Consider the following 26,378-nt stretch of genomic DNA (forward strand, 5'->3'; position numbering starts at 1 on the left):
TATTACGCGTTATCGTTCTTCGCGGGCAAGCCGCGCTCCCACAGGTTCTGCGCCTTGGCTAAGCCCCCTCACCACAACCGCTTCATCGACACCAGTGGAAGGCAAATTCCCCCTTTGGTTACACTACGCCGCCGCAGCTCGGGGAGCCGGCCTTAAGATTACGGGGTGACATCACAGTGGCCGTTCGACCGCCCAACCGTCCGCGACTTACACCACGCTGGCCCGCGCTACGCCGTTTCTTCGGCAAGGCATTTGCGGCGTCGGCCAGTAACAGCGCGCAGGGCCGGGTGATCCACGACTACTTCCACCACAAGGCCCATACCCAGGGCTACACCCTGAGCCATAGCCAGCAACGAGTGATCGACTGCATGGCGCAGCACGCATCGGCGCTGCTGGGCACATCGGCGCCGACACTGCCCGGTCTTTATCTCTATGGTGCAGTCGGGCGCGGCAAGAGCTGGCTGCTCGACGGGTTTTTCCAGGCCATCCCCATCGCGGAAAAACAGCGCCTGCACTTCCATGAGTTTTTTGCGCAACTGCACCAAGGCATGTTCAGCCATCGCGAGCAGCCCGATGCGCTGGCGGTCACCCTCGACGAACTGCTGCACGACTGCCGGGTGCTGTGTTTCGATGAATTCCACGTGCATGACATCGGCGATGCGATGCTCATCACGCGGCTGTTCAAGGCGCTGTTTCGCCGGGGGATTCTGTTGCTGGCGACCTCCAACTACCCGCCGGAAGGTTTGCTGCCCAACCCGCTGTACCACGCCCGTTTCAAACCGGTGATCGACCTGGTTAACGCGCGCATGCAGGTGATGGAAGTCGGCGGCCCGCATGATTACCGCAGTCAGGCGCGCGCCCACGCACAGCAGCTGTTCACCCAGGGCCAGTACGTCTGGCCTGCCACAGTGGCGCAACGTCGGGCGTTGCAGCTGCTCGAACACGAGGCACCGGTTATCCAACTGCCCGTCGGGACACGGCACCTGCAAGCCCGATATTGTGAAGGGCGAAGCGTCGGTTTCACCTTCGCCGACCTGTGCGAACACCCCACTGCAGTGATGGACTACCTCGAACTGTGCCGACGGTTCGATCGCTGGATCATCGACAAACTGCCCAGCCTCGCCGACTGTTCTATCGCCGCCCAACAACGCTTCATCAACCTGATCGACGTCTTGTACGACCAGGACAAGCACCTGATTCTGCTCGGACACCAGTCATTGCGCGAAAGCCTGGGTGGTGATGCTATCGACCTGGCGCGTACGCGCAGTCGGTTGGGGCAGTTGGTGGAGGTCAGGGATCTGGCTTGACCGCAGAGATCGGGTTTGGGCTTGCTCGTGAAGGCGGCCTGACAAGCACCACAACTTTCCCGCTATCATGTCGCCCGTTTCCAGCCCCCCACGCCCTCATCCTGATCAATAGCGAACCTGCCCATGGATACCCTCGCAAAACTGCGCGCCGGCCAACTGTCGGGCATCACCCGCCTGGACCTGGCCTGTGGCCTGACCGAGTTCCCCCGGGAAATCTTCCACCTGGCGGACTCGCTGGAAGTGCTCAACCTCAGCGGCAACGCCTTGCGCAGCCTGCCGGACGACCTGCACCGCCTGACCCGTTTACGCGTGCTGTTCTGCTCGGACAATCAGTTCACCGAACTGCCCGCTTGCCTCGGCCAGTGCGCGGCGCTGACGATGATCGGCTTCAAGGCCAACGCCATCGAAAACGTGCCGGGCGCCGCCCTGCCACCGCTGTTGCGCTGGCTGATCCTGACCGACAACCGCCTCACGGAACTGCCGACCGAACTGGGTGAACGCCCACATCTGCAAAAGCTCATGCTCGCAGGCAACCAGTTACAGCGTTTACCCGAAAGCGTGAGGCACTGCCATCGACTCGAACTGATTCGCATCGCCGCCAATCAGCTCACCGAACTTCCCGAGTGGCTGCTGACCCTGCCGAGCCTGACCTGGCTGGCGTACGCCGGTAACCCGCTGGAAACCGAAGCCGATGCCGCCGCCCTCGAAGCCACGGCGAGCATTCCCTGGTCCCAACTGAGCCTTGAGAAAAAACTCGGCGAAGGCGCGTCGGGGATTATTCATCAGGGGTTGTGGGAGCAGACGAAACAGGTCGCGGTGAAACTCTACAAAGGTGAAATGACCAGCGACGGCTCGCCGTTGCACGAAATGAACGCCTGCATCACCGCCGGCATCCACCCCAACCTGATCCGGGTTGAAGGGCGGATCGTCGGCCATCCGCAGGCGCAGGCCGGGTTGGTGATGCAACTGATCGACCCGAGTTACCGCAACCTGGCCGGCCTGCCGAGCCTGACGTCCTGCAGCCGCGACGTCTACTCCGACGACATTCGATTCAGCGCCGGCGTGGCACTGCGCATCGCCAGTGGCATTGCTTCGGTGGCTGAACATTTGCACCACCAAGGCATCACTCACGGCGACCTCTATGGTCACAACATCATGTGGAACGAACACGGTGATTGCCTGTTGGGCGACTTTGGCGCGGCGTCTTTCCATGCCACTTCGGACAGCCTTGAAAGCCGTGCGCTGCAACGGATCGAGGTGCGGGCGTTCGGGGTGCTGCTGGGGGAATTGCTGGAGCGGATCGACTCTGGGCTGAGCGATGAAGAGCGTGAGTCGTTAGCGGCATTGCAGCAGCGCTGCTGTCAGCCGGATGTGTTGGCACGACCGGGGTTCAGCGAGGTTGTGCAGGAGTTGGCTGCGTTCAACTAGCGGCCAATACAAAAACTGTGGCGAGGGGGCTTGCTCCCTCACCACATGTCAGATCACAAACTGTCGGAACCGCTTAACCCGCCAACCCGACAAACATGTCCTGCACGTCATCGTGGTTATCGAGGCCTTCGAGGAACGCTTCGACTTCCGCCATCTGCTCATCGCTCAAACCGCTGACCGGGTTCTTCGGCTGGTAACCCAACTTGGCCGACAACACGGTGAAACCCTGCTCCGGCAGCGCTTTCTGTACCGCATCCAGGTCCGCAGGTTCGGTCAGGAACAGTGTCGCGCCGTCTTCACCCGGCTCGAAATCCTGGGCACCGGCTTCGATCGCGGCCATTTCCGGATCGGCGTCAGGGCTGTCCGGAGACGCCTCGATCATGCCGACGTGGTTGAAGTCCCAGGCCACCGAACCGGAAGCGCCCAACTGGCCCTTACGGAACGCGACGCGGATTTCAGCGACGGTGCGGTTGATGTTGTCAGTCACGCATTCAACGATCAGCGGCACCTGATGCGGTGCGAACCCTTCATACGTCACGCGATGGTATTGCACGGTTTCGCCGAGCTGGCCGGAGCCTTTCTTGATCGCGCGTTCCAGGGTTTCGCGGGGCATCGAGGCTTTTTTAGCCTGTTCGACCACCAGACGCAGGTGTGCGTTGGTGGCGGTATCGGCACCGTTGCGGGCAGCGATGGTGATTTCTTTCACCAGTTTGCCGAAGATCTTGCCCTTGGCGTTGGCTGCCGCTTCTTTGTGTTTAACCTTCCACTGTGCGCCCATTACTCACTCTCTTGATCTGTGGCGCCGAGACATCTATTGGCCGACGCATTGCGCAAGTTTATACGGCCTAAAGATGCCAATCGACCAAAAATTCAAGATCTTCACCCCGTGACGAATCGACATTTTCACCAGTGTTTGTAGGGCGATTCTGAAAAGTCGATTTGCGGTGACGCTTCAGGGCTGTGGTTTCGTACCCTCTGCGCCCATCCTCCCTGGCAGAAGCGCGTTCGATGCACAACGACAACGAAAGCCCCTTCACCCTGACACTCCTCGACGGCGGTTTGAGTTTTCAGGTGTTGCAGTTCAGTGGCCGTGAAGGTCTCAACCAGCCCTATCGATTCGACATCGACGTGATCGGCCTCGCGCCGGCGATGAACCTCGACCAATGGCTGCAACAACCGGCGTTCCTGAGGCTGGCGGATGACCAGGGCATTCACGGCGTGATCCACAGCGTCAGTCGCGAACATCGCGGCGCGCACCGGGTCGGCTACTCCCTGGTGCTGGCGCCCCATCTTCAACAACTTCACCTGCACAGCTCGCGTCGAGTGTTTCATCGTCTCAGCGTGCCCGCGATCGTGCGCCAGTTGCTGGAGGAGCACCAATTGCCCGAGCACAGCTACCGCTTCGAACTGGCAAACGGGTGCTACCCGCCCCGACCTTTTTGCATTCAGTACGATGAAAGCGATCTGGCCTTCATGCAGCGGCTGTGTGAAGAAGAAGGTATCCACTACCACTTCGAACATCAGCACGACGGGCATGTGCTGGTGCTGGCCGATGACAGCCTGAGTTTCCCTCAGGAACCGCTGCTGATGCCGTTCCAGGACGAGGCATTCAACGACTCCGCCTTGCCGGTGATCAGCGAACTGTTCCAGCGCCACGACCCGCACCTCGTCCCGGCACGATGGGAGGCCAGAAACCGCGGCGCGCAGGTGATCGGTGATGGAGCGGCCAACCATCCGCTCACCAGAACGGGCCCGATGACAGCACGCCCCGCCCCCGAACAGCTTCATCACGACCAGCTCAGCCATCGACAGCTGGAACGCCTGCGGTGTCAGCAACGGCAGATCCACGGCCAAAGCAACCACAGCGAGCTGCGCAGTGGATGGATCCTTCAAGTGGCGCAGCACCCGCTCTCGAGTTTTAACGATCAGTGGCTGCTCACCGATATCCGGCATCAAGGACAGCAGGCGTCGATTCTCGCCGAGGACACGTCCGATATTACTCGGCGCTACAGCAATCAGTTCACCGCCATCCCTTGGTCAACAGTCTTCAGGCCGGCGCTCAAGCAGGCCCGGCCGAGCATCCCGGGCTATCAGACCGCCCGTGTACTCGGCGCCGTCGGGCAACCGGCGGCGCTCGATGACCAGGGCCGGATACACGTCAGGCTATGGCCGACACCGGGGTTCGAGGCGGATAAATCCGACGGTCTCTGGCTACCGGTTGCCCTCGCTATGCCGGACGGTCGGATCAATCCGTCCAGATTGCCCATGGCCGGCACCGACGTGCTGGTCAGTTTCCTCGACAGCGACCCGGACCGGCCGGTGCTGTGTGCCGGCATGGGCCATCCCCAGCCTTTCCGGCCCGCTCCGGAGCCACGTCGCGATGGCCGTCTGCTGCTCGATTGGCTGGTCAACCGCTCGGATCTAGCACCCTGAGCCTCATCCCTTGTCGGCCTTGCCCGCCGCCGCGGCAAACCTGGCCAGACGCACGTCGAGGTGCCGTGGCCGATGCCCGTGATCCTCGGCGCGCTCCTTGCGGCGGATGGCGTTGCGCACCATCAATGAGCCGAGGTAACGAATCGGTTCTGGCGGAAAAAAGCCCAACGGGCCGTTCACCAACGGCGAACGGGTCCAGGCGTTGTCCAGCCCCAGCACCATCGAGGCGAGAATCTGCCCGCCCATATGGCAAGGCCCGACCCCGCTGCCGGAGTAACCGAAACCGTAGAACACATTGCTGCTGGCGCTCATCTGGCCGAAGAACGGTAAACCGGTGACGGAGCGATCCGACGGCCCGTTCCAGGTGGCCTCGACCTTGACCTTGGCGAACGCCGGGAAGAATTCGCTCAGGCTGTGCTGCAACAGGCCGGCATAGGGCGACGGCTGATCGAACACCGGCAGCATTCGCCCACCGTAGGCGAAAGTATTGCCACCCTTGCCGAGCATGATTCGACCGTCCGGAGTGTTGTGGTAGTAGTGCACGAAAATCCGCGAATCGAGCACCGTCACGCCGCTGGTCAACCCGATCTCGTTGAGCAAATCCGGCCGCGGTTCGGTGATCAGCATGTCGCTGGAAACAATCGCCACGCTGCGCTCGAACTGTGGAAACGCCCGGGCCATCCAGGCATTCATCGCCAGCACCACCCGGTCGGCGCAGACCGTGCCATTGGGGGTTTTAATCCTCGCAGGCTTGCCCTCCTCCAGCCCGGTCATCGCAGTGTTTTCATGAATCCTCACCCCCAACTGCAAGGCGACCCGACGCAAGCCGCGCACCAGTTTGCCCGGCTGAACACTCGCGGCAGCCGGGGAAAACCAGCCCTCCAGGTGTTTGCTGGAACCGGCCATGCGCTGTACATCCGCCAGTGGCCGCTGGGTGAAAGAGTTGATGCCGTTGCGCTCCAGCGCCGCAATCACCGCGTCGGTCGAACCGCATTGGGCACGGTTGGTAGCGGTGTAGAGCGTGCCATCGAGGCGGTAATCGGCGTCCACCGCGTACTCTTCGCAAAAGGCACCGATAGCGTGGATGCTACGCTCGGACTCCTTGACCAGTCGCACCGCCTCCTCGACGCCGAACAACCGTTCCAGGGTGAAATACTTGGCCGACCACGACAGCGCACAACCACCGTTGCGCCCACTGGCACCGGCACCGCAGATGTCCGCTTCGATCAGCAACACCTCCAGTTCGGGGTTCTGCTGCTTGAGCATGATCGCGGTCCACAACCCGGTGTAGCCGCCACCGACAATGCACACGTCGGCACGGGCATCACCGGCCAAAGGTTCGCACGGCGCGCAGGACTCGGCCGCCAGCGCCTGTTCCAGCCAGTAAGGTCTCATGGGGTAATCCTTATGTACGCAGGGGTTTTACGGTCATCGGTTGGTTAGGCACAAATGCACGTTCGGGACGCAGACCAGCCGGGCGACTGTTCCAGTGGGGGATCAGCACCAGCGCTGAAAACAACGCGCAACCGGCAAAGACGATGAACACCGTGACCGAGTCGAAGTAACCCGGCAGCAACCCGCCGAGAATCGCCCCGACCGAGCCGCAACCATTGACGAAGCCCGCCGCCGTGGCACCGGCCTTGGCGGTGCCGAAATCGATGGCCGCCGCGCCGCTGATCATCGAGTCCGGCCCGTACAGGGTCAGGCCCATGACGAACAGCAGCGCCACCACCAGCAAGACGCTGCCGGTATGCAGGGCGCCCATGAACAGCGCCAGGGAAACCGTGAGCGCCAACAGACTGAGCACACAGGCCGGCATGCGTCGGGCACCGAACAGCTTGTCCGAAGCGAGCCCCAGCAGGATCGGCCCGAGCAGCCCGGCCAGCTCGAAAGCGGTGGGAATGATCGCCGCGCCGACCTTGCCCACCGTGGGCATTTGCTCGAAGACGATCACCGGTCCCCACAACAGAATCGCGTAGCGCGCCGGTTTCAACAGAAAGTACGCCAGGCCCAGCACCAGCACGGTTCGGTTGCGCAGGATTTCCTTTAAGGGCTCCAGCACACTGATCTTGCTTTGAGCATGCGCCTCTTCAGCGGTCAGCTCGGGTTCCGGCTCCACCGCTGGCAAGCCAACGTCTTCGGGTTTGTTACGTTGAAAAATAAAAAACAGCACGGCGACCAGCCCAACCACCGCTGCACTGGAAATGAACGCTGCATGCCAGGTGCCGATCAGCGTATACGCCCACCAACCCGCAAACGGTGAGGCCACCAGCCCGCCAAAGGCGTAGCAGGAACTCCATAAACCCAACACCCGCCCACGCTGCTCGGCGGGAAAGAAACTGCCAATGTTCTTGCACAGCCCCGACCATCCGGTGGACTGCGCCAGCCCTTGAATCAGCATGCACGTGGCGAAAATCGGCAACGTGGCAAAGCTGCCCATCACCAGCGCGGCCATCGCGGAAATCAGCAAGCCGCCGAGCACCACAACCCGTGGGCCGAAGCGGTCGGCCAGGATGCCCCAGGTGAATTGCCCGATGGCGTACGCGGCCAGGTAGATGGCGTCGAGGTTGGCCATGGCCATTTTGTCGAGGGTGAAATCGGGGTCTTCGGCAATCCCCAGTTTGGCCACGGAAAAAGCTTTGCGGGTGAAGTAGAACGCGGCATACGCGAGCCAGGTGATGGCAAATATCTGCACGCGCCAACGCTTGATGGTACCGATGGGACTGTTCATTGTGGTTCTGACCTCAGGGTGTGAGTGTGCCGGCAGAATTGGAAAAAAACGCCTGTGTTTTTATTGTTGAGCACTGCGGTATCGCCTGTTCCCTGAGGCGATACCGGTCAGATGAGTCCTGCTGATTGCACGCATGGGCTCATGGCCACCGATGCTGTTCGACTGACCAGTCACCGGGGTTGAAGCGGATAAAAACAATTACTGATTAATAAGTGAAATCGATTTATCGTATTTCAAATATAAGTTCAGATTGTTACGGGAGAGTTCGATGTCGGTATCCCACACCCAACTCAAAGCCTTCCACGCGGTAGCCGTCCATGGAAGCTTTACCAAAGCTGCCGAGCGGCTGTTTCTGACGCAACCGGCGATTTCCGACCAAGTGCGCAAACTCGAAGAGCGTTTCGGCGTGTTGCTGTTCCACCGCAACAAGCGCTCAGTGCGCCTGACCGATTTGGGCGAGCGCCTGCTGAGCATCACCCAGCGGCTGTTCGTCATCGAAGCCGAGGCGCAGGAGTTGCTTCACGCGTCTCAGGCGTTGCAAACCGGCAGCCTGATTCTGGCGGTGGATGCGCCGGTGCATGTACTGCCGCAGATTGCGCGGTTCTGCGAGCGCTACCCCGGCATCAGCGTGAAGATTGAAACCGGCAACACCGATGAATCGCTGTTTCGGCTGTTCAACTACCAGGCCGATCTGGCCCTGCTGGGGCGCGATGTCAGCGACGAACGTTTGCTGTCGCTACCGCTGCGTAATGACCCGATGGTGGCGTTCGTTTCACGCCATCATCCGTGGGCCGATCGCGAGTCCATCTGCTTGGCGGACCTGGACGACACACCGTTGGTGCTGCGGGAAATCGGCTCGGTGACGCGGCAAACCCTGGAAGAGGAAATGGCCCGGGCCGGGTTTCGCATCCGCCCAGCGATTGAAGTCGAAGGCCGGGAAGCGGCACGCGAGGCGGTGGTGGTCGGGATTGGCTTGGGGGTGGTGTCGGCCGCTGAATTTGGCGCGGATTCGCGGGTGTGCGCGTTGCCGATTACCGATTGCACACGGCGGCTGACGGAGACGCTGGTGTGCTTGCGTGAGCAAAGTTCGCGGCGGGTGGTGGCGACGTTTCTGGAGATGGTTCGCGAGAGTCTGGTGTAGGCAGGTCCGGCCTCTTCGCGAGCAAGCCACGCTCCCACAGGTCTTGCGTCGTACACTAGATATGTGGCCAGCATAAATCCCTGTGGGAGCGTGGCTTGCCCGCGAAGGCCGCGCCTCGGTCTATCTGCCAGGCGCAAACGCCTGTATCAACCGCAAATCCGTTCGCCGCTCCCACAGGTTTTGCGTCGTACACTAGATATGTGGCCAGCATAAATCCCTGTGGGAGCGTGGCTTGCCCGCGATGGCCGCGCCTCGGTCTATCAGACAGGCGCCAACCCAAAAAACGCCTGTATCAAGCGCAAATCCCGCCGCCGCTCCATGCACCCGATCATGTGCCGATTGACCAACCCCTCGCCAATAATCGGCACCGCCGCCACCCGCGGGTCGTGGCTGACTTCCACTGACGACACCACGCCCACGCCCAACTCTGCGGCCACCGCCTCGGTCACGGCCTCGCGGCTGTCCAGTTCCAGCAACACCCGTGGGCTGACCCTGGCCTGAGCGCACGCCTCGTCGAACGTGCGTCGGGTAATCGAACTCGGCTCACGCAAGACCATGATCACCTGGTCCAGCTCCTTGAGCTGCACCCCTTTGGACTTCTGCGCCCACGGATGAGCCGAGGGCACCAACGCGCAAATCCTCGACTCGCTCAACGCTTGCAGGTGCAGCCCCTTGCGCGGCTCGACCTCGGTGAGCACAGCCACGTCGGCATGTTCCGACAGCAACGCCGCGAGGGTTTCCTGAGCATTGCCCAACCGCAGGTTCACGGTGATCCCCGGATAACGCGCGCGCAGGCTGGCGAGCATCGGCATGACCATGTGCGGCCCATCCGCCGCCACTTCCAGGCGCCCGGTGAGTAGCTGCCGGTTTGCCTCCAGCATCACCTGCGCTTCTTCGGCCAAGCCAAACATCGCCCGGGTGATCGCCGCCAGTTTGGTGCCCTCTTCCGTCAGCTCGACGCGCCGCGCGGTGCGTCGCAACAAGGTGATCTGGTAATGCTCCTCCAGCGCCTTGATGTGCCCGGTGACCGCCGGTTGGCTGATAAACAGGCGCTCGGCGGCGCGGGTGAAGCTGCCCTCGCGGGCCACGGCATCGAAGGCGCGTAGCTGGAACAGATTCATGAATAACCCTCACTGATGGCTGGCATAACAACAAACAATTTGATTGATAGCTCACCGAATTGCAATTTATGCCCCGTAGCTTCATCCCACTGAGCTTTTGCGAGGACACAAGAATGAGTACTGCCGAGCCCATCCTGCTCACCCCCGGCCCATTGACCACATCGAGCCGCACCCGTCAGGCAATGATGGTCGACTGGGGCTCATGGGATGACCGCTTCAACCAACTGACCGCCAACCTTTGCGAACAGCTGCTGACAATCATCAACGGCGGCGATAGCCATCACTGCGTGCCGTTGCAAGGCAGCGGCACGTTCGCGGTCGAAGCAGCCATCGGAACACTGGTGCCTCGCGACGGTAAAGTGCTGGTATTGATCAACGGCGCCTACGGCAAGCGCCTGGCGAAAATTTGCGAAGTGCTCGGCCGCTCGTTCAGCACCTTCGAAACCGCCGAAGACGAACCAACCACCGCCGCCGACGTCGACCGCCTGCTGCGGGCCGATGCCAGCATCACCCACGTCGCGCTGATTCACTGCGAAACCAGCACCGGCATCCTCAACCCGCTGGCGGAAATCGCCCACGTCATCGAGCAACACGGCAAACGCCTGATCATCGATGCCATGAGTTCGTTTGGCGCCGTGCCGATCGACGCCCAGGATGTGTCGTTCGATGCGCTGATCGCCGCCTCGGGCAAATGCCTGGAAGGTGTGCCGGGAATGGGTTTCGTCTTTGCGCGCAAAGAAGCGCTGGCAAACGCTGCCGGTAACTCGCATTCACTGGCAATGGACTTGTTTGACCAGCACACCTATATGGCCAAGACCGGCCAATGGCGCTTCACCCCGCCGACCCACGTGGTCGCGGCGCTGCACGAAGCGCTGCTGCAATACAACGAAGAAGGTGGCTTGCCCGCACGGTATCAGCGCTACGCCAATAACTGCCAGGTGCTGCTCGATGACATGGCCAAACTGGGCCTGCGCAGCTTCCTGCCTGCCGCGATCCAGGCGCCGATCATCGTCACCTTCCATGCACCAAAAGACCCGCGCTATCAGTTCAAGGAATTCTACGAGCGGGTCAAGGCCAAGGGTTTCATTCTCTACCCCGGCAAACTGACCCAGGTCGAAACCTTCCGCGTCGGCTGCATCGGCCACGTCAACCAGGGCGAAATGCACGCAGCCGTGGCGGCGGTCGCCGAGGTGCTGCGCGAGATGGAAGTCCTGGAAATCTGATTCCCCCAGATCCCTGTGGGAGCGGGCTTGCCCGCGATAGCGGTCTGACATTCACCATTGAAGTCGACTGACAGGGCCTCATCGCGGGCAAGCCCGCTCCCACAGGTACATCGAACTCCCGTATATCTCCTTCTCATAGGAATTTATTTGCCATGAACTACAGCAACCCAACCAAACTGCAAGCCGCCATCCTCGACTGGGCCGGCACCGTGGTCGACTTCGGCTCTTTCGCCCCGACGCAGATTTTCGTCGAAGCCTTCGCCGAGTTCGACGTCCAGGTTTCCATCGAAGAAGCCCGCGGGCCGATGGGCATGGGCAAGTGGGACCACATTCGTACCCTGTGCGATCAGCCGCAAGTCGCCGAGCGCTATCGCAACGTGTTCGGTCGCACCCCGACCGACGATGACGTCACCGCCATCTACAAACGTTTCATGCCGCTGCAGATCGAAAAAATCGCTGAACATTCGGCCCTGATTCCGGGCGCCCTGGACACCATCGCCAACCTGCGCCAGCAAGGGATCAAGATTGGCTCATGCTCCGGCTACCCGAAACAGGTCATGGACAAAGTGGTAGAACTGGCCGCCACCAATGGCTACGTCGCCGACCACGTGGTCGCCACCGACGAAGTGCCCAACGGTCGCCCATGGCCGGCTCAGGCACTGGCCAACGTGATTGCCCTGGGCATCGACGATGTCGCGGCTTGCGTGAAGATCGACGACACGGTGCCGGGCATTCTTGAAGGTCGCCGCGCCGGCATGTGGACCGTGGCGTTGATCTGTTCTGGCAACGCGTTGGGTCTGGACTACGAAGGCTATCGCGCCCTGGGCAGCGATAAACTGGCCAGCGAACGCAAGCGCATTCACGCGATGTTCGAAGGCTCCCGGCCGCACTACATGATCGATACCATCACCGACTTGCCCGAGGTGATCGCCGACATCAACAAGCGCCTGGCCAACGGCGAGATGCCGCAAAACGACTGATTGCACCTCCCGTTTCGCAAAAAAGCGCCACGTCCTTTAACGGAACTGGCGCTTTTTTGTGGCCGATCACTTGATCCAGAGCATTGAACAGCCCCTTCGCCTCAGGCAAACCCACCAAACAGGATTACAGTTAACCCACGCCGTCGAACAAGAACGGTGACTTCAGACCTGACCTGAGAGGAACACCGTATGCCCTGGAAGAATTCCGAATCACGCTACAGCACCGTATCGATCGCGCTGCACTGGTTGATGCTGGTGCTGTTAATACTGGTTTACGCCTGCATCGAATTACGCGGGATATTCCCCAAAGGCAGCGGCGGCCGGACGCTGATCAAGGAAGCCCACTTCATGCTCGGCCTCACGGTGTTCGTGCTGGTCTGGCTGCGGCTGTTCGCCCGCAGCCTGGGGCCGGCGCCGCAGATCTTCCCCGCCTCGCCTCGCTGGCAAACCCTGCTCGCCAAACTGATGCATTGGGCGCTGTATATTTTCATGATCACCCTGCCGATTCTGGGCTGGTTGATTACCAGCGCCGAGGGGCATCAGGTGATGTTCTATGGCATCGACCTGCCGTTGCTGATCGAAGAAAACAAACCACTGGCCAAGCAGCTTGAAGGCTGGCATGTACTCGGCGGGACGATCGGCTATTGGCTGATCGGACTGCACGCCGTGGCCGGGCTTTACCATCACTATGTGGTGCGTGATAACACCTTGCTGCGGATGGTGCCCAAGCGCGTTTGAACTCGGCTAGCGAACCACTGATCACCTGTGGTGTGGGGGGTAGGTTAAGACACAGTACCTGTGGGAGCGTGGCTTGCCCGCGAAGAATGCACCGCGGTTTTTCAGTTATTACGCGTCATCGTTCTTCGCGGGCAAGCCACGCTCCCACAGGATTTTCGCCGCTCAACTTTCCGCAATGCACCCTTCAGGTCTGTGGACTGAAACCCCGGCGGCCCTGCAAGCCGCCGGTGTGGATGAAGATCAAGCGCGTTCCCCGGGCAAATTTACCCGCCTCGATTTGCTGTTTGAGCGCCAGCAGCGCTTTGCCGGTGTACAACGGTTCGAGGGGAATGCCGCTGGCCTGCTCAGTCTGCTCAATGAACTCGAGTAAAAGCGGATCGACTTTGGCAAAGCCGCCACGGCTGGCGTCGAACAGTTCATAAACCGGGTCCTGCAGACCTGTCTCGCGAAGAATCGATTCGACCTGCTGCGCCACGCCATGATCATCGGGCACCGCCAGCGCGCCATATACCGGATGCTCACCGGCCTCGGCCAGAACCAGACCGGCCAGGGTGGTGCCCGTTCCGCAGGCCAGCCACCAGCCGTCGTAGTTGCCCCAGCCCAGACCGCTCAATTGCTCGCAGACCAGAGCCACCAATTGCCCGCAGCCCTTCGCCCCAAGCAAGCCGCCACCACCTTCCGGCACTGGATGTAGCTCGGGGTATTGCTCCCACCATGGCTGCCAGAAACCCGGTTCGTGCCGCGCTCGATAACCGCCATAACCCAACCAATGCAACTGCATGCCGAACGCCTGCAAGTCCTTCACCGTGGGGGTGTCTTGCGGATGCCCGCGCAACAGGCCGACCGTGGTGAAACCGAAGCGTTTGCCCGCAGCGGCCAGCGCGTGAAGATGGTTGGAATGAGCACCGCCCAGGCTGATGATGCCTTTGGCGCCGCTCTGGTCTGCGGCTTTCAGGTATTCGATGAGCTTGAACCACTTGTTGCCGCTGATCAGCGGGTCGATCTGGTCCAGGCGCAGGATGGCGACTTCGATGCCGGCAGTGGTGAGCCAGTCGAGATGAAGGGGGTCGAGAGGGGCTTGGGGTAGCCAGTCTGTTGGTGGGGAAAGCATTGATGCCAGGCTCGGGGTAAAGAGCCGGTATCTTAGCAGCCTACTTGTGGCGAGGGAGCTTGCTCCCGCTCGGCTGCGCAGCAGCCGTAAAATCAGCGACGGTGATTAACCTGACACAACACCATCGCTGAAAGGGGGAGTCCTTCGGCCTCCAGCGGGAGCAAGCTCCCTCGCCACAGAGTTATGCGTATTACAACTCAGCCGCCAACCGCGAACCCTGGTTGATTGCGCGCTTGGCATCCAGCTCTGCCGCCACGTCCGCGCCGCCGATCAAATGCACGTTCTGCCCGGCCGCGACCAGCCCGTCCTGCAACTCGCGCAACGGATCCTGCCCGGCGCAAATCACAATGTTGTCCACCGGCAATACCTGCGGTTCGCCGCTTTCGCCAATGCGGATGTGCAGGCCCTCGTCGTCGATCTTCAGGTACTCGATGCTGTTGAGCATCTGCACTTGCTTGTTCTTCAGACCGGTGCGGTGAATCCAGCCAGTGGTTTTGCCCAAGCCATCGCCGACCTTGGATTTCTTGCGCTGCAGCAAGAACACTTCACGGGCCGGCGCATGCGGCTCAGCCTTGATCCCCGCAACACCGCCGCGCGCTTCGAGGTGCGTATCGATGCCCCACTCCTTCCAGAACGCTTCGCGGTCCTGACTGGTGGCCACGCCCTCGTGAACGAGGAATTCCGACACGTCGAAACCGATACCGCCGGCGCCGATCACCGCGACGCGCTTGCCCACCGGTTTACGCTCGAGGATCACGTCCAGGTAGCTCAGCACCTTGGCATGCTCAACGCCCGGAATCGCCGGCACCCGTGGCGCGATGCCGGTGGCCAGGATGATTTCGTCGTAACCGCCCTCAACCAGCTGCGCCACATCCACACGGGTGTTCAGGCACAGCTCGACGTGGGTCGTCTGCAACTTGCGGTTGAAGTAGCGCAGGGTTTCGAAGAACTCTTCCTTGCCCGGCACGCGCTTGGCGATGTTGAACTGACCGCCGATTTCGCTGGCCGAATCGAACAGGGTCACCTGATGGCCACGTTCAGCGGCCACAGTAGCGGCGGACAGACCGGCAGGACCGGCACCGACCACGGCGATTTTCTTGATCTGCTGCACCGGCAGGTAATTGAGTTCGGTTTCATGGCAGGCCCGCGGGTTCACCAGGCAACTGGTCAACTTGCCGCCAAAGGTGTGATCCAGGCAGGCCTGGTTGCAACCGATGCAGGTGTTGATTTCATCGCCACGACCGGCCGCCGCCTTGTTGACGAAATCCGGATCGGCGAGGAACGGCCGTGCCATGGACACCATGTCGGCATCGCCTTCGGCCAGAATCTGCTCGGCGACTTCCGGGGTGTTGATGCGGTTAGTGGTGATCAGCGGAATATTCACCGAGCCACGCAGCTTGGCCGTGACCTTGCTGAACGCCGCACGCGGCACTTTGGTGGCGATGGTCGGAATCCGCGCTTCGTGCCAGCCGATGCCGGTGTTGATGATCGTCGCACCGGCCTGCTCGATGGCCTTGGCCAATTGCACGATCTCTTCCCAGCTGCTGCCGCCTTCCACCAGGTCGAGCATCGACAGGCGGAAGATAATGATGAAGTTCGGGCCGACCGCTTCGCGCACCCGGCGGACAATTTCTACCGGCAGGCGCATGCGGTTTTCGTAAGCGCCGCCCCAGCGGTCAGTGCGATGGTTGGTGTGGGCCGCGAGGAATTGGTTAATGAAATAACCTTCGGAGCCCATGATCTCGACGCCGTCGTACTCGGCTTTTTGCGCCAGTGTCGAGCAGGTGACGAAATCGCTGATTTGTTTCTCGATGCCTTCCTCGTCCAGCTCTTTAGGCTTGAACGGGTTGATCGGCGCCTGGATCGCGCTCGGGGCCACCTGTTTCGGGCTGTAGGCATAACGCCCGGCATGGAGAATCTGCATGCAGATCTTGCCGCCCGCCTCGTGCACCGCTCGGGTGACGATCAGGTGCTTGAGCGCCTCTTCCTCGGTGGTCAGCTTGGCCGCGCCGGAGTAAACCCCGCCCTCATCGTTCGGGCCGATACCGCCGGTGACCATCAGGCCTACACCGCCACGGGCACGCTCGGCGAAATACGCAGCCATGCGCTCGAAACCGCCGGGCTTTTCCTCGAGGCCCGTGTGCATCGAGCCCATCAGGGTGCGGTTGCGCAACGTGGTAAAACCCAGGTCCAGCGGGGCCAACAGGTGCGGGTAATGAGCGGCGGCCATCGGTAACTCCACAACAAGCGATCACGGAAAAAATGCAGGAGCTCTTCGGCCCCGTCAGTCATGTTCGACAGACTAAGAGTCGCACTGCTGTCACTCAATGACCGTAACTGACAACTTATTGATCCAAATGTGCAGCGCCCCTTGGCAAGCCCGGGCATGGGCCCTACCCTAGTCGCGAACCGGCATGAGTTTTCACTACGATTGGAATTTTTTTCATTAAGAATGGAATCAGCCAACCATAGCCAACCGTGTCGCGGAAACGTTAAACGCCAGCATGGGCGGATATTTCATGTCGTGATGTCGGGCCATTGCTAGAGGTATTTTCGCGGTGAAGCGCTTAACAGCCGCACTCCGAAGCACACCTCCTGCTTGGCGATACTCTTGGCTCCCCAGCTAGTATCGCTCAAACCTCGAGCGACCTCGGCGAGGCTGCCGACTCCGGCGCTGCGAACAACGCATTCGATACTCCTGAAGGTTTCCATAGGCGCCACTATAAACTTGTGGTTTAGACGGCCTATTGCATTTACTACCTACCTTCCCTTCAGTGGTCATTAGAAAATAAAATGAAGTCATTAGTTTTTAAAACGGGTAAGCATGCCCTTCCCATTCGCAACAGGCAGCCATCGGCCCAGAGTGTGTAAAAACGCTGCGCCAAAATTGAAGTGTGCGCGTCTACGTTAAATCTGAAGTTTATCGGCACGTCAGCAGATGTGGATTTCGCGTAGAAGCGCGATTTTCAGTCCGGTTTTGAGTACCTGTCGCGCTCAAAAACGTTTTTACACAGCCTCGGCCAAAAGCTGCCATTTTTGAGCACGCCAAATGATTGATCTGATATCTATAAAGACGTCACTCAATGATTTGGGTTAGTACATTAAGAGATCGAGATCTCCGGATTAAAATAGCGCCCAACAACTAACTCGCCATCCTGAAACTCTGGATTAATTTCAGAGGTGGCGTAGATCACCTGAAATGGGACGCCAATTTTCTCACACTCGGACACTATTAAGGCTTGGAGGTTATGGCTTCGCTCTTTTTCCATTCCTCCATCATCAATTCCATCCAACATCATAAAGCGCGGAACTCGCATATAAGGCAGTTCTGTGCTTGTTTTGAGCAGGGCCAAATGAAACACATGGCGCAGTACGACCGCAGAGCTTTCCGAAAAGTTTCTCGAGCCATTAACAAGAACGGTGTTATCAATAAAGCTAAAATCAACCGCACTAGCATTTATAAACCCAGGCTGCAAATGAAGATCTTTCTTAAGCAGCGCTACCATATTTTCGGAAAGTTTCGCTGACACTTCCCTTTTCCGTTTCTCTTGCTTTCTTTCCAAACCGCCGATGATGTCATTGAGACGGCGGCGGAAAAATCTGAGTGCAACACCTGACCTTTCCGGTACGGTGCAGCCCCTATGTCTTATTCCGAACTCAGCGTTGAAGAGCGCGCCACCATTAAAATCGGTCATGCCCAAGGCTTCAGCCTGCGTAGGATTGCCTGCTTGATCACCCGATCCCCTTCGACCATCAGCCGGGAGCTGCGCCGCAATCGAGATGCCTGCGGCGGCTACTCGGCCCGTGTGGCCCAGCGGCAGATGCAGGCCCGCCGCCAGGTTTGTCGACCGATGCGAAAGCTGTTGCCGGGTAGCGAGCGCTTCAAGTTGGTGGCTCATATGCTGCGTGAGCGTTTGTCTCCCGAGCAGATTGCCGGCAAGCTGCGCAGCATGAACATTCCCAGCCTCAGAGATGCCTACGTCTGTCGCGAGACGATCTATAACGATCTATGCCTTGCCGGTCGGCGAGCTGCGTAAGGAGCTGATCATCTGTCTGCGCCAAAGCAAGACAACACGCAGGCCGCGCTCTGGTGGCGTGGATCGGCGCGGCCAGATTCCCGAGATGGTCAGCATCCATGTGCGTCCGCCGGAGATTGACGACCGTCTGATGCCGGGGCATTGGGAAGGCGACCTGATCAAGGGTAAGGCCAACGCCTCGTCCGTAGGCACGTTGGTGGAGCGCACCAGTGGCTACCTGATGCTGGTGAAGATGAATGATGCGACGGCAACCTCGGCGATGGAGGGCTTCAGTGCAGCGCTCAATGGCATGCCACTGGCAATGCGCAAGAGCATGACCTACGACCAGGGCCGGGAGATGGCGCGACACGCCGAGATCACCCAGAAAACCGGCATCGCGATTTACTTCTGCGACCCGCACAGCCCCTGGCAGCGCGACAGTAACGAAAACATCAATGGCCTGATCCGCCAGTACCTGCCCAAGGGCACGGACTTGTCGGGACACAGCCAGGAAGAACTGGATGCCATTGCCTTGCAACTGAATATGCGCCCCCGTAAACGCTTCGATTTCAAATGTCCGATCGAAATGATGAGTGAGGTGATGCAAAAGGCCATGGCTATGCGGCACGATGCGCCCACTTCAATCCAATAACCGTGTTGCACTCAGCTCCTGCAACCGCCTAAGCGCCCAATATCATGGCTTGGTTATGCGCATGGCCCGACCGACTTCCCCCTTCGCTTTAACGCCTTCTGATCGCGCTATCCTGCAAGGCTGGCTGCGTATGAGTACGCTGGAACAGAGCCTCGCCCTGCGTGCACGTATCCTGCTTCTACTGGCGGATGGATTGACGCCCAAGGTCATCAGCGAACAGTTGCAGATCACGCCGCCGACAGTGTTCAAGTGGCGAAAACGCTATCTGGAGGCGGGCGTCGAGGGCTTGAGCGACCTGCCACGTAGTGGTCAGCCGCTCAAAATCGGGGCTGAAAAAGTCAGCGAGATCCTCACACTGACTACCCGACGAGTACCCAAGGAGGCGACTCACTGGAGTGTTCGCCTGATGGCCAAGTATGCGCGGGTCACCACCTGGCAGGTGCGTCAGGTCTGGGCTGCTTCCGACCTCAAACCCCATCGTCTGAAGACCTTTAAAATCAGCAACGATCCCCATTTCGCCGATAAGGTGGTCGACGTGGTCGGGCTTTATCTGAATCCACCAGACAACGCCCTGTTGCTGTCTGTGGACGAGAAACCTCAGATTCAGGCCTTGGATCGCACCCAGCTAATGTTGCCTCTGCGCCCCGGACAGATCGAACGTCGGACGCATGATTACAAGCGCCACGGAACAGCCAGTCTGTACGCGGCATTCGACATCATGACCGGCCAAGTCATCGGGCGGATCACGCAACGCCATCGCGCCAAGGAATTCCTGGCCTTTCTGCACCAGATTGATCGCAGCACACCACCGGCACTGGATCTGTATGTCATCCTGGATAACAGTTCGACCCACAAAACGGCCGCAATCAAGCAGTGGCTGGAAAAACGTCCGCGTTTCAAATTGCACTTCACACCGACCAGTGCGTCCTGGTTGAACGCTGTAGAAGGCTGGTTTGCACAACTGGAAAGGCGAGCGCTGTACCGAGGTGCCTTCACCAGCGTTGCCGACTTGAAGACAGCTATCCGCCAGTTCATCGAGGCTCACATGAGTTCTCAGCCAAGCCGTTCAAGTGGAATAAAACAGCTGAAGCCATTATCAGTTCGGTACACAAGGCGAAACTGAGCGTGATAAAAAATAAATTAATGAATTAGTCGCTCAGGCCACTAGGATGGCTTTATCGATGAATCCATCGCTTACATCAAGATGTCCCTGGAGCCTGAAATCCAGCGCATTGTGTTCCTCGACGGCCCGTCGGTGCTGGGCGATCCCTCGCAATGGCCAAGCCAGAATGCCTGTATCCGCAGCGCTCAGCACAGCATCCAGAAGTTGATCGATGAAGGCACGATCCGCGCGGTCAACACCGAAGCAACGGCACGCTTGATCATGGGCGCCCTGCTCGGCGCTTCCTTGTGGATTGCCAATGCCGAGGATACGCAAGCGGCCTCTGAACAGGTGGCCGAGGGATTTCTGGCATTGGCTTCTGGATTGCTGCTGGGCAATAAAACGGCGTAATTCTTGCCGCTTGCAGAGGGTCAAGCTTCAGGGGCGACGCATCATGCACAGTCAAACTCAACACTTCGACGAAATCATCGAGCACGCCGCCTCCTTGCGACATGGTCTCAGCACTACGACAAGCTGACGCCCGGTGTTTTCCATGGCTATCTGCAGGGTGTGCAACTGAACGGCGTGCGATTGTTACGGGAAGCCATGAGCAGTGGCGTGGCTCAGCACACTCACACGCCTGCCCATTGCGTAAACCTGCTGCTGCCGGTGAGCCTGCCCCGTCAGTCCAACACCGCACCGAATCGAAGCATTCTCGCCGACGGCCTGTATTTCCTGCCTTATGACGACGATTTTTCTTTATCACGCCGCCGGATACCGATAGCTCGCGCCTTACCAGTACACCGCTCGCCTGGATTTAGCTGCGGTCTGGTTGATCATTTCATGTTAAACATGGGGTGATGTGAGCATTCTGGTGTTCATAACCATTCTAAGGAAGCCCGTCAGCCCTGTTGCTGCCCAGCAAAAGCCCTGTCGATCAGCCCTGTTGCTTTACCTGCGAATTAACCCACGACCTATCAGGGAGCCCATGCGATGATCGATCTAAGCACTTGGAACCTAACCATCCCGGTTGGCACGCCTGCCCGAGTCATCGAGACGCCGCGCCTGGTGGACGGTTACTCGGATTCGTATTTCCGCTCCGGCAATACGCTGTTTTTCTGGGCGCCGGTGACGGGCGGGACTACGTCCAAATCCGAGTTTCCACGCAGCGAACTTCGCGAGACGTACAAGGACGGTGAACTGCGCAATTGGACGTACCCCGAGGCCGATCACCGGATGACGGCCAGCCTGTCAGTCAACCAAGTGCCGTCGGAAGGAAGGGTGGTGATCGGGCAGATTCATATCTACCAGGGCAAGGGCCCGCTGCTGAAGGTCGAGTATGTCTATGACAAGGCCAAGCAGACCGGCAGCGTGATTGCCAACTATCGACTCAAGCCGGGCAGCGCGGACACCAAGGTGGTGATTGCCGAGGATATCGAGTTGAACAAGCGGTTCACCTACGAGGTTCGCTTGAGCTCGGCGGGCTACCTGCATGTGATTTCGCAAGGTTACCGGTGGGGCAAGCAGCTCAGCAAAAGCTGGCAGAGCAAACAGCTGTATTTCAAGGCCGGGGCCTACACCCTGGACAACACCGGCTACAAGACCGAAGGCGCGCAGGTGACGGTCAACAAGCTGGAGGTCAAGCACAGCAAGGGTTGACTTGGCGTGCTCGACCACGCCCCTGGACAAGCGGTAACTCGAAGTCACGATGATCGGCAACTCGGGCCAGCGCTCAGCTAGCCTGGTGGGCACGGCGGCCAATGTGGAGGACGTGACGCAGGTCGATCAGTTGCTGCATGGCGAGGAAACTTACGTCTGCGGCGATGCGGGTTACACCGGCGTGGACAAGCGCCCGGAGCATCAGGGTCGCAAGATGATCTGGTCGATTGCCGCCCGCCCAAGCAACTATAAAAAGCACGCGAAGAAAAGTTTGATCGGTCGCCTGCGACGCAAGATCGAATACGCGAAAGCACATGTACGGGCCAAGGTTGAGCATCCATTTCGCGTGATCAAGCGCCAGTTCGGCTATACGAAAGTGCGCTTTCGTGGCTTGTCAAAAAACATCGCTCAGCAGACCACGTTGTTCGCCTTGTCGAATCTGTGGATGGTGCGAAAACGGTTGATGGGTATGGGCGAGGTGCGCCTGTAATGCGGGCTGATCGCCCTGAAGCAGCGCGATCAGCGGAAAGAACCATGAATTAAGGGTAAGAAAGGTCTGATTTTCGGTCGCGGTAGGGATGGCAGTTACCTGCCACCCCCCGCACATACATGGACGCCCCCGGGTTGCCAAGCTTTCAATCTGTGACGGCTCGATGGTTGAGATTGCACTCATACATCCGGACTTTCGGTGCGGCGTTACCGCTGTCCCTGATGGAATCCGCTGGCCGAGTTCTCAATAGATCTGTGTGCTCATGGCACGCTGTGCGGGTCAGATTTTCTTGGCCACGGTCTTACCAGTTTTGCCATCAATTCATGATCACCTGAGCAATCAATAGCGTTGGTCTACTACAGGTTGAGTTGACGTCTTCAAGCCGCTCCGATTACGCGACGACGGTCGTGTAATCGAAGCGGAACTCGCGGTCACCGGCCAACAAGGCCCATATAATACGGGCGTTTTTATTAGCCAGTGCAACGGCTGCCACATTGGCTTTACGCCGCTTAAGTAGCCGGCCAAGCCAGCTGTCAGAAATCTCTTTTCGCTGTGCAGCGTAGATCATCGACCGTGCCCCCTGGATCAGTAGCGTCCGTAGATAGGAGTCCCCCCGCTTACTCATCCCCAACAGCACCGTCTTACCACCAGTGGAGTTCTGCTTCGGCACCAGCCCAAGCCAAGCACTCACCTGTCGGCCATTCTTGAAACTCTTGGCATCGCCAAGAGAGGCTACCATCGCACTGGCCGTGATTGGCCCAATGCCTGGAATCTTGGCCAGCTTGCGGCTGTTTTCGTTCACGCGATGCCAGGCGACAATTTGACTCTCGATCTCATGAACCTGATGATCGAACCCCTTCAACTGTTCCAGTAGACGCTGCAAAAGCAGACGAAACGAGCTCGGCAACTCGTTGTGCTCATCCTCAATAAGCTCCGGCACACGCTTGGCGACATGTGCGATGCCCTGTGGGATTACAAGACCAAATTCGGCTAGCAGCCCACCGATCTGATTAGCCTGCGCTGTCCGAGCCTTCACGAATCCCTGACGAACCCGATGCAGCGACAGCACAGCCTGTTGCTCAATGTCCTTAATCGGCACAAAACGCATGTTTGACCGACCTACCGCTTCGCAGATAGCCTCAGCATCAGCTACATCGTTTTTGTTCGTTTTCACATATGGCTTTACGAATTGCGGGGCCATCAGCCTCACATCATGACCAAAGCTGCGCAGCTTACGAGCCCAATGGTGGGCGCTTCCACAGGCCTCCATACCGATCAGGCACTGCGGCATGATGGCAAAAAAGGTGGCAACCTGGTCGCGCTTGAGTTGCTTCCGCAGAACGGTCTTGCCATGTTCATTAACACCGTGCACCTGAAATACATTTTTCGCCAAGTCGATACCAACGGTCATAATTTTCATGCCGGATGCTCCTCTTGGTTTGTGGTTTCTGAAGCCCTTCTACTATGGCACGTTGAAGTCACTGGTTTGTGGGTGGGGGCGTCCATACCAATAGATCCGTACCTGCGGAACTACCGCATACGGCTCCTGCCTCGGGTGTGTGACGCGAAGCGATCCTCAGGGTAAGGATGGATGTGCATTTCTGGGTCTAGGTATGTAGAGGTCAGCAAGGCGTCCGTAGCGTGACCATTGAAGCCGATTACGCTGGCTGCGACGTTTGAGTGCCACGAAAGCGTACTTTCGTATAGCCGAACTGGCGCTTGATCACGCGAAATGGATGCTCAACCTTGGCCCGTACCTGTGCTTTCGCGTATTCGATCTTGCGTCGCAGGCGACCGATCAAACTTTTCTTCGCGTGCTTTTTATAGCTGCTTGGGCGGGCGGCAATCGACCAGATCATCTTGCGACCCTGATGCTCCGGGCGCTTGTCCACGCCGGTGTAACCCGCATCGCCGCAGACGTAAGTTTCCTCGCCATGCAGCAACTGATCGACCTGTATTACGTCCGCCACATTGGCCGCCGTGCCCACCAGGCTATGGACTAAGCCCGACTCGGCATCGACGCCGATGTGCGCTTTCATTCCAAAATATTATTGGTTTCCTTTCTTGGTTTGATGCATTTCCGGATCGCGTTTACCGTCCTTGTTCTTGGTCGAACTCGGCGCATGAATGATCGTCCCATCGACAACCGTGCCGTGACGCAGCATCAAACCACGATCACCCAGATAGCCATTGATGACCTGCAAAATCCCGCCCGCCAACTCATGCTTTTCCAGCAGCCGTCGGAAGTTGAGAATCGTGGTTTCGTCAGGAACTCGATCCAGATGCAACCCTGAAAACTGGCGCAGGATCGTCGTTTCGTAAAGCGCTTCTTCCATTGCCGGATCGCTGTAACCGAACCAGTTCTGCATCAAATGAACCCGCAACATGGCCATCAATGGATAGGCCGGACGACCACCGTCGCCCTTTGGATAATGCGGCTCGATCAAGACAACCAAGCCCTTCCAGGGCACCACCTGATCCATCTCGATCAGGAAGCGCTCGCGGCGGGTCTGCTTACGTTTGCCGGCATACTCGGCATCGGCGAAGTACATCTGTTTCATCGGGGCTCAACCGTTCAGTTTGTGCGAGGTGAGTATTTCACCAAATCTGGAAGTCTTTTTCAGAGTTTCCTTAGACCCAGTTCCGTCCGTGCAACGGTAACCGGGGGAGGCATTCTTTCTCCTCACTCCGAAGATCATCGCATTAGGGTCGTCCCACTCCAGGAACGCGTTAAATTGTTCAAGCGTTTTTGTACGTCGGGCCCCGCACCACGGATCGTGGTAAACGACCGTGGTGTCCGATGCGCCGATCAATACGATGCAGTGATCGACAACGTTACTCGATAACCGTCCCGAACATATAATCGGACCATGCCTGTTGAGTGTTTTACAAAGACCTTCGCTTCCCCAGCCTCGTTTGCCTTCAACGCTCAACCTCTTTGGTAGCATGACAGAGATAGGGATTAGACCCTTCTCTTTCAACTGGTCCCTGATTCCGGTGATGCTTAAACCGGTAAATACATCTCGGGGATTTTTGCTCAGGTCATTTGTGCAGCTACCGTGGTACGCAAGTACCATATTGACACTCGCGTCCCCACACAAATTAATGTGTTGCTGATGAAAAAACGGAACCTCCAAAAAAACATAGCGGTCAGCCAAGTCGTTAGGTTGAGTTGATTGCGGCACCCCGTAAGGGCGTGAAATCAAAACCGCTGCTGGGGGGGGCGCGTCCTGGAAGTCGAGCAGTTTCCCAATGAATCCGTTTAATCTCATGGTAAGTCCCTTTGGGCGTTGTCATACATGACCACTCAGTGGTTAGCCAACCTAAATATGGTCCTTGAGGTAACCGAACTCTTTAATAAACTCGTCCTGTTCGCGTATCGCCGGTGAGTCTCGATGCACCCGAGGTAACGCTGGAGGAGTCGGGTGTGTAGCCAAGATCGGTAGGAAGGCATCCTTGATTGCACCGAATTGACTCTCCATGACCACATCGCTCTCAACATGCAGAGCATTGACAGACGTGCCAGTTACATTGAATCCGTTCGATAGCAGGCGATCACGCAGTTGCTCACCTTGTTTACCAAGCCGCTCTTTATCGGTCATCAACAAAATTTTCGTGCCTTTCAGTTCGGGACTCACATTCTTCTCGACGCTCAAGGTACCTGCTGATTGTTTTGCAATGTGGCCAGCGATACCACCGATTTTCGGATAATGAGCACGCGTTGCTTTTGACGTACTCGGCATTGGCCGATCCAGGATTAGACCAGCCACATTATGGCCGTCTGATTGGGCTTTCGACGCGAGATGTGCGGCAATGGGACCACCCATCGAGTAACCATGTAGTATCACGTCTTCTGCCGGAATCTTCAGCGTCTGGGTCAGGTGCTTGAACATCGCCTCCGCGTCTTGGTACAAGCCTTGCTCACTGGGCGTGCCTTCGCTTTTCCCGAAGCCTCGGTAGTTGACAGCCAGTACATCAACCCCGTTTTTCTGGTATTTATCTGCTATCGCTGGCGTATGCATCTCTGACGGTGCACCCGACCCGCTAAGTACCAACGCAACTTTTCCGGTTTTTTCATCAGGACGGGCTTTATAAAAATAGCCTTCTAACTTCCCACCTTTTACTTTTATTGTTACGGGCTCGACTTGTTTCGTGTGGATCGCTTGATTAATCTTCGATTGTTGAGCATCTTCAATAAATTTTCTTTCAGTTTCATTTCCAATACCTGATTCCGCATGAACTTTGT

20 protein-coding genes and 4 pseudogenes are annotated in these 26,378 nt (G+C 58.5%); 13 read left to right on the top strand and 11 right to left on the bottom strand.

All coding sequences use genetic code 11. The features are described from left to right. Positions 1-176: 176 nt before the first annotated feature. On the top strand, positions 177-1,307 hold the full coding sequence (zapE, locus tag PSH65_RS20640) for a cell division protein ZapE (RefSeq protein WP_305422115.1): 1,131 nt from the start codon (positions 177-179) through the stop codon (positions 1,305-1,307). A 123-nt stretch (positions 1,308-1,430) separates the two neighbouring features. Next, positions 1,431-2,735 (top strand): leucine-rich repeat-containing protein kinase family protein, encoded by a 1,305-nt coding sequence (locus tag PSH65_RS20645; protein ID WP_305422116.1) that lies wholly within the window; start codon positions 1,431-1,433, stop codon positions 2,733-2,735. Between the two features lie 73 nt (positions 2,736-2,808). Here the strand turns inward: PSH65_RS20645 and PSH65_RS20650 are convergent, their stop codons facing one another. After that, the gene (locus PSH65_RS20650) at positions 2,809-3,513 is read right to left on the bottom strand and encodes a YebC/PmpR family DNA-binding transcriptional regulator (protein ID WP_095053122.1); all 705 of its coding nucleotides are present in this window, start codon (positions 3,511-3,513) and stop codon (positions 2,809-2,811) included. A 230-nt stretch (positions 3,514-3,743) separates the two neighbouring features. Here PSH65_RS20650 and PSH65_RS20655 point away from each other — a divergent pair, with 230 nt between their 5' ends. Then, complete coding sequence (locus PSH65_RS20655) at positions 3,744-5,168, top strand: type VI secretion system Vgr family protein (protein WP_305422118.1); 1,425 nt, start codon at positions 3,744-3,746, stop codon at positions 5,166-5,168. A gap of 3 nt (positions 5,169-5,171) precedes the next feature. Here PSH65_RS20655 and PSH65_RS20660 read toward each other — a convergent pair whose 3' ends face one another. Together PSH65_RS20660 and PSH65_RS20665 are read right to left on the bottom strand one after the other, a co-directional pair. Beyond that, positions 5,172-6,563, bottom strand: coding sequence for an FAD-dependent oxidoreductase (locus PSH65_RS20660; protein WP_305422119.1), 1,392 nt, complete (start codon positions 6,561-6,563; stop codon positions 5,172-5,174). Between the two features lie 10 nt (positions 6,564-6,573). Further along, positions 6,574-7,899, bottom strand: a complete 1,326-nt coding sequence (locus PSH65_RS20665) for an MFS transporter (protein ID WP_305422120.1) — start codon at positions 7,897-7,899, stop codon at positions 6,574-6,576. A gap of 268 nt (positions 7,900-8,167) precedes the next feature. On the opposite strand from PSH65_RS20665, the gene PSH65_RS20670 reads away from it, so the two are divergent. After that, on the top strand, positions 8,168-9,040 hold the full coding sequence (locus PSH65_RS20670) for a LysR family transcriptional regulator (RefSeq protein ID WP_305422122.1): 873 nt from the start codon (positions 8,168-8,170) through the stop codon (positions 9,038-9,040). Positions 9,041-9,300: 260 nt separating this feature from the next. Here the strand turns inward: PSH65_RS20670 and PSH65_RS20675 are convergent, their stop codons facing one another. Continuing rightward, the gene (locus PSH65_RS20675; RefSeq protein ID WP_305422123.1) at positions 9,301-10,161 is read right to left on the bottom strand and encodes a LysR substrate-binding domain-containing protein; all 861 of its coding nucleotides are present in this window, start codon (positions 10,159-10,161) and stop codon (positions 9,301-9,303) included. A 113-nt stretch (positions 10,162-10,274) separates the two neighbouring features. Here PSH65_RS20675 and PSH65_RS20680 point away from each other — a divergent pair, with 113 nt between their 5' ends. From PSH65_RS20680 to PSH65_RS20690, 3 genes are all read left to right on the top strand, one after another. Next, positions 10,275-11,384, top strand: coding sequence for a 2-aminoethylphosphonate--pyruvate transaminase (locus tag PSH65_RS20680; RefSeq protein ID WP_305422124.1), 1,110 nt, complete (start codon positions 10,275-10,277; stop codon positions 11,382-11,384). A gap of 152 nt (positions 11,385-11,536) precedes the next feature. Further along, positions 11,537-12,364 (top strand): phosphonoacetaldehyde hydrolase, encoded by an 828-nt coding sequence (phnX, locus tag PSH65_RS20685; protein WP_305422125.1) that lies wholly within the window; start codon positions 11,537-11,539, stop codon positions 12,362-12,364. Between the two features lie 189 nt (positions 12,365-12,553). Beyond that, a complete protein-coding gene (locus PSH65_RS20690; RefSeq protein WP_305422126.1) occupies positions 12,554-13,102 on the top strand; it encodes a cytochrome b in 549 nt (182 codons plus the stop codon). 184 nt (positions 13,103-13,286) lie between these two features. Here PSH65_RS20690 and PSH65_RS20695 read toward each other — a convergent pair whose 3' ends face one another. The 3 genes from PSH65_RS20695 to PSH65_RS20710 form a co-directional block, all read right to left on the bottom strand. After that, positions 13,287-14,213: a 1-aminocyclopropane-1-carboxylate deaminase/D-cysteine desulfhydrase gene (locus tag PSH65_RS20695; RefSeq protein WP_305422127.1), complete on the bottom strand. Its 927-nt coding sequence runs from the start codon at positions 14,211-14,213 to the stop codon at positions 13,287-13,289. Between the two features lie 190 nt (positions 14,214-14,403). After that, the gene (locus PSH65_RS20700; protein WP_305422129.1) at positions 14,404-16,443 is read right to left on the bottom strand and encodes an NADPH-dependent 2,4-dienoyl-CoA reductase; all 2,040 of its coding nucleotides are present in this window, start codon (positions 16,441-16,443) and stop codon (positions 14,404-14,406) included. An 871-nt stretch (positions 16,444-17,314) separates the two neighbouring features. Then, positions 17,315-17,908, bottom strand: coding sequence for a hypothetical protein (locus tag PSH65_RS20710; protein ID WP_305422130.1), 594 nt, complete (start codon positions 17,906-17,908; stop codon positions 17,315-17,317). Here PSH65_RS20710 and PSH65_RS20715 point away from each other — a divergent pair. The 6 genes and pseudogenes from PSH65_RS20715 to PSH65_RS20740 all read left to right on the top strand — a co-directional run. Beyond that, positions 17,855-18,881, top strand: a pseudogene (locus tag PSH65_RS20715) (IS30 family transposase). The gene PSH65_RS20710 and the pseudogene PSH65_RS20715 overlap by 54 nt on opposite strands. A 61-nt stretch (positions 18,882-18,942) precedes the next feature. Further along, a pseudogene (locus tag PSH65_RS20720) lies at positions 18,943-20,033 on the top strand (IS630 family transposase). 52 nt (positions 20,034-20,085) lie between these two features. After that, positions 20,086-20,394: a hypothetical protein gene (locus PSH65_RS20725; RefSeq protein ID WP_305422131.1), complete on the top strand. Its 309-nt coding sequence runs from the start codon at positions 20,086-20,088 to the stop codon at positions 20,392-20,394. A gap of 3 nt (positions 20,395-20,397) precedes the next feature. Further along, positions 20,398-20,844, top strand: a complete 447-nt coding sequence (locus PSH65_RS20730) for a hypothetical protein (RefSeq protein ID WP_305422133.1) — start codon at positions 20,398-20,400, stop codon at positions 20,842-20,844. A gap of 132 nt (positions 20,845-20,976) precedes the next feature. After that, positions 20,977-21,642 (top strand): polysaccharide lyase family 7 protein, encoded by a 666-nt coding sequence (locus PSH65_RS20735; protein ID WP_305422134.1) that lies wholly within the window; start codon positions 20,977-20,979, stop codon positions 21,640-21,642. Positions 21,643-21,721: 79 nt separating this feature from the next. Next, positions 21,722-22,132, top strand: a pseudogene (locus PSH65_RS20740) (transposase); the annotation flags it as partial. A 391-nt stretch (positions 22,133-22,523) separates the two neighbouring features. On the opposite strand, the gene PSH65_RS20745 reads toward PSH65_RS20740, so the two are convergent. The 4 genes and pseudogenes from PSH65_RS20745 to PSH65_RS20755 all read right to left on the bottom strand — a co-directional run bounded on the left by PSH65_RS20745 (position 22,524) and on the right by PSH65_RS20755 (position 26,154). Beyond that, positions 22,524-23,552 (bottom strand): IS110 family transposase, encoded by a 1,029-nt coding sequence (locus PSH65_RS20745; RefSeq protein WP_305422136.1) that lies wholly within the window; start codon positions 23,550-23,552, stop codon positions 22,524-22,526. A 262-nt stretch (positions 23,553-23,814) separates the two neighbouring features. Then, positions 23,815-24,693: pseudogene (locus tag PSH65_RS20750) on the bottom strand (IS5 family transposase); the annotation flags it as partial. Positions 24,694-24,699: 6 nt separating this feature from the next. Next, complete coding sequence (locus PSH65_RS31900; RefSeq protein WP_370694658.1) at positions 24,700-25,404, bottom strand: papain-like cysteine protease family protein; 705 nt, start codon at positions 25,402-25,404, stop codon at positions 24,700-24,702. Positions 25,405-25,455: 51 nt separating this feature from the next. Next, positions 25,456-26,154, bottom strand: a complete 699-nt coding sequence (locus tag PSH65_RS20755) for an alpha/beta hydrolase (RefSeq protein WP_305422138.1) — start codon at positions 26,152-26,154, stop codon at positions 25,456-25,458. Between the last annotated feature and the right edge of the window lie 224 nt (positions 26,155-26,378).

Origin of the sequence: Pseudomonas sp. FP603, assembly GCF_030687415.1 — a bacterium.
Classification (GTDB): domain Bacteria; phylum Pseudomonadota; class Gammaproteobacteria; order Pseudomonadales; family Pseudomonadaceae; genus Aquipseudomonas; species Aquipseudomonas wuhanensis.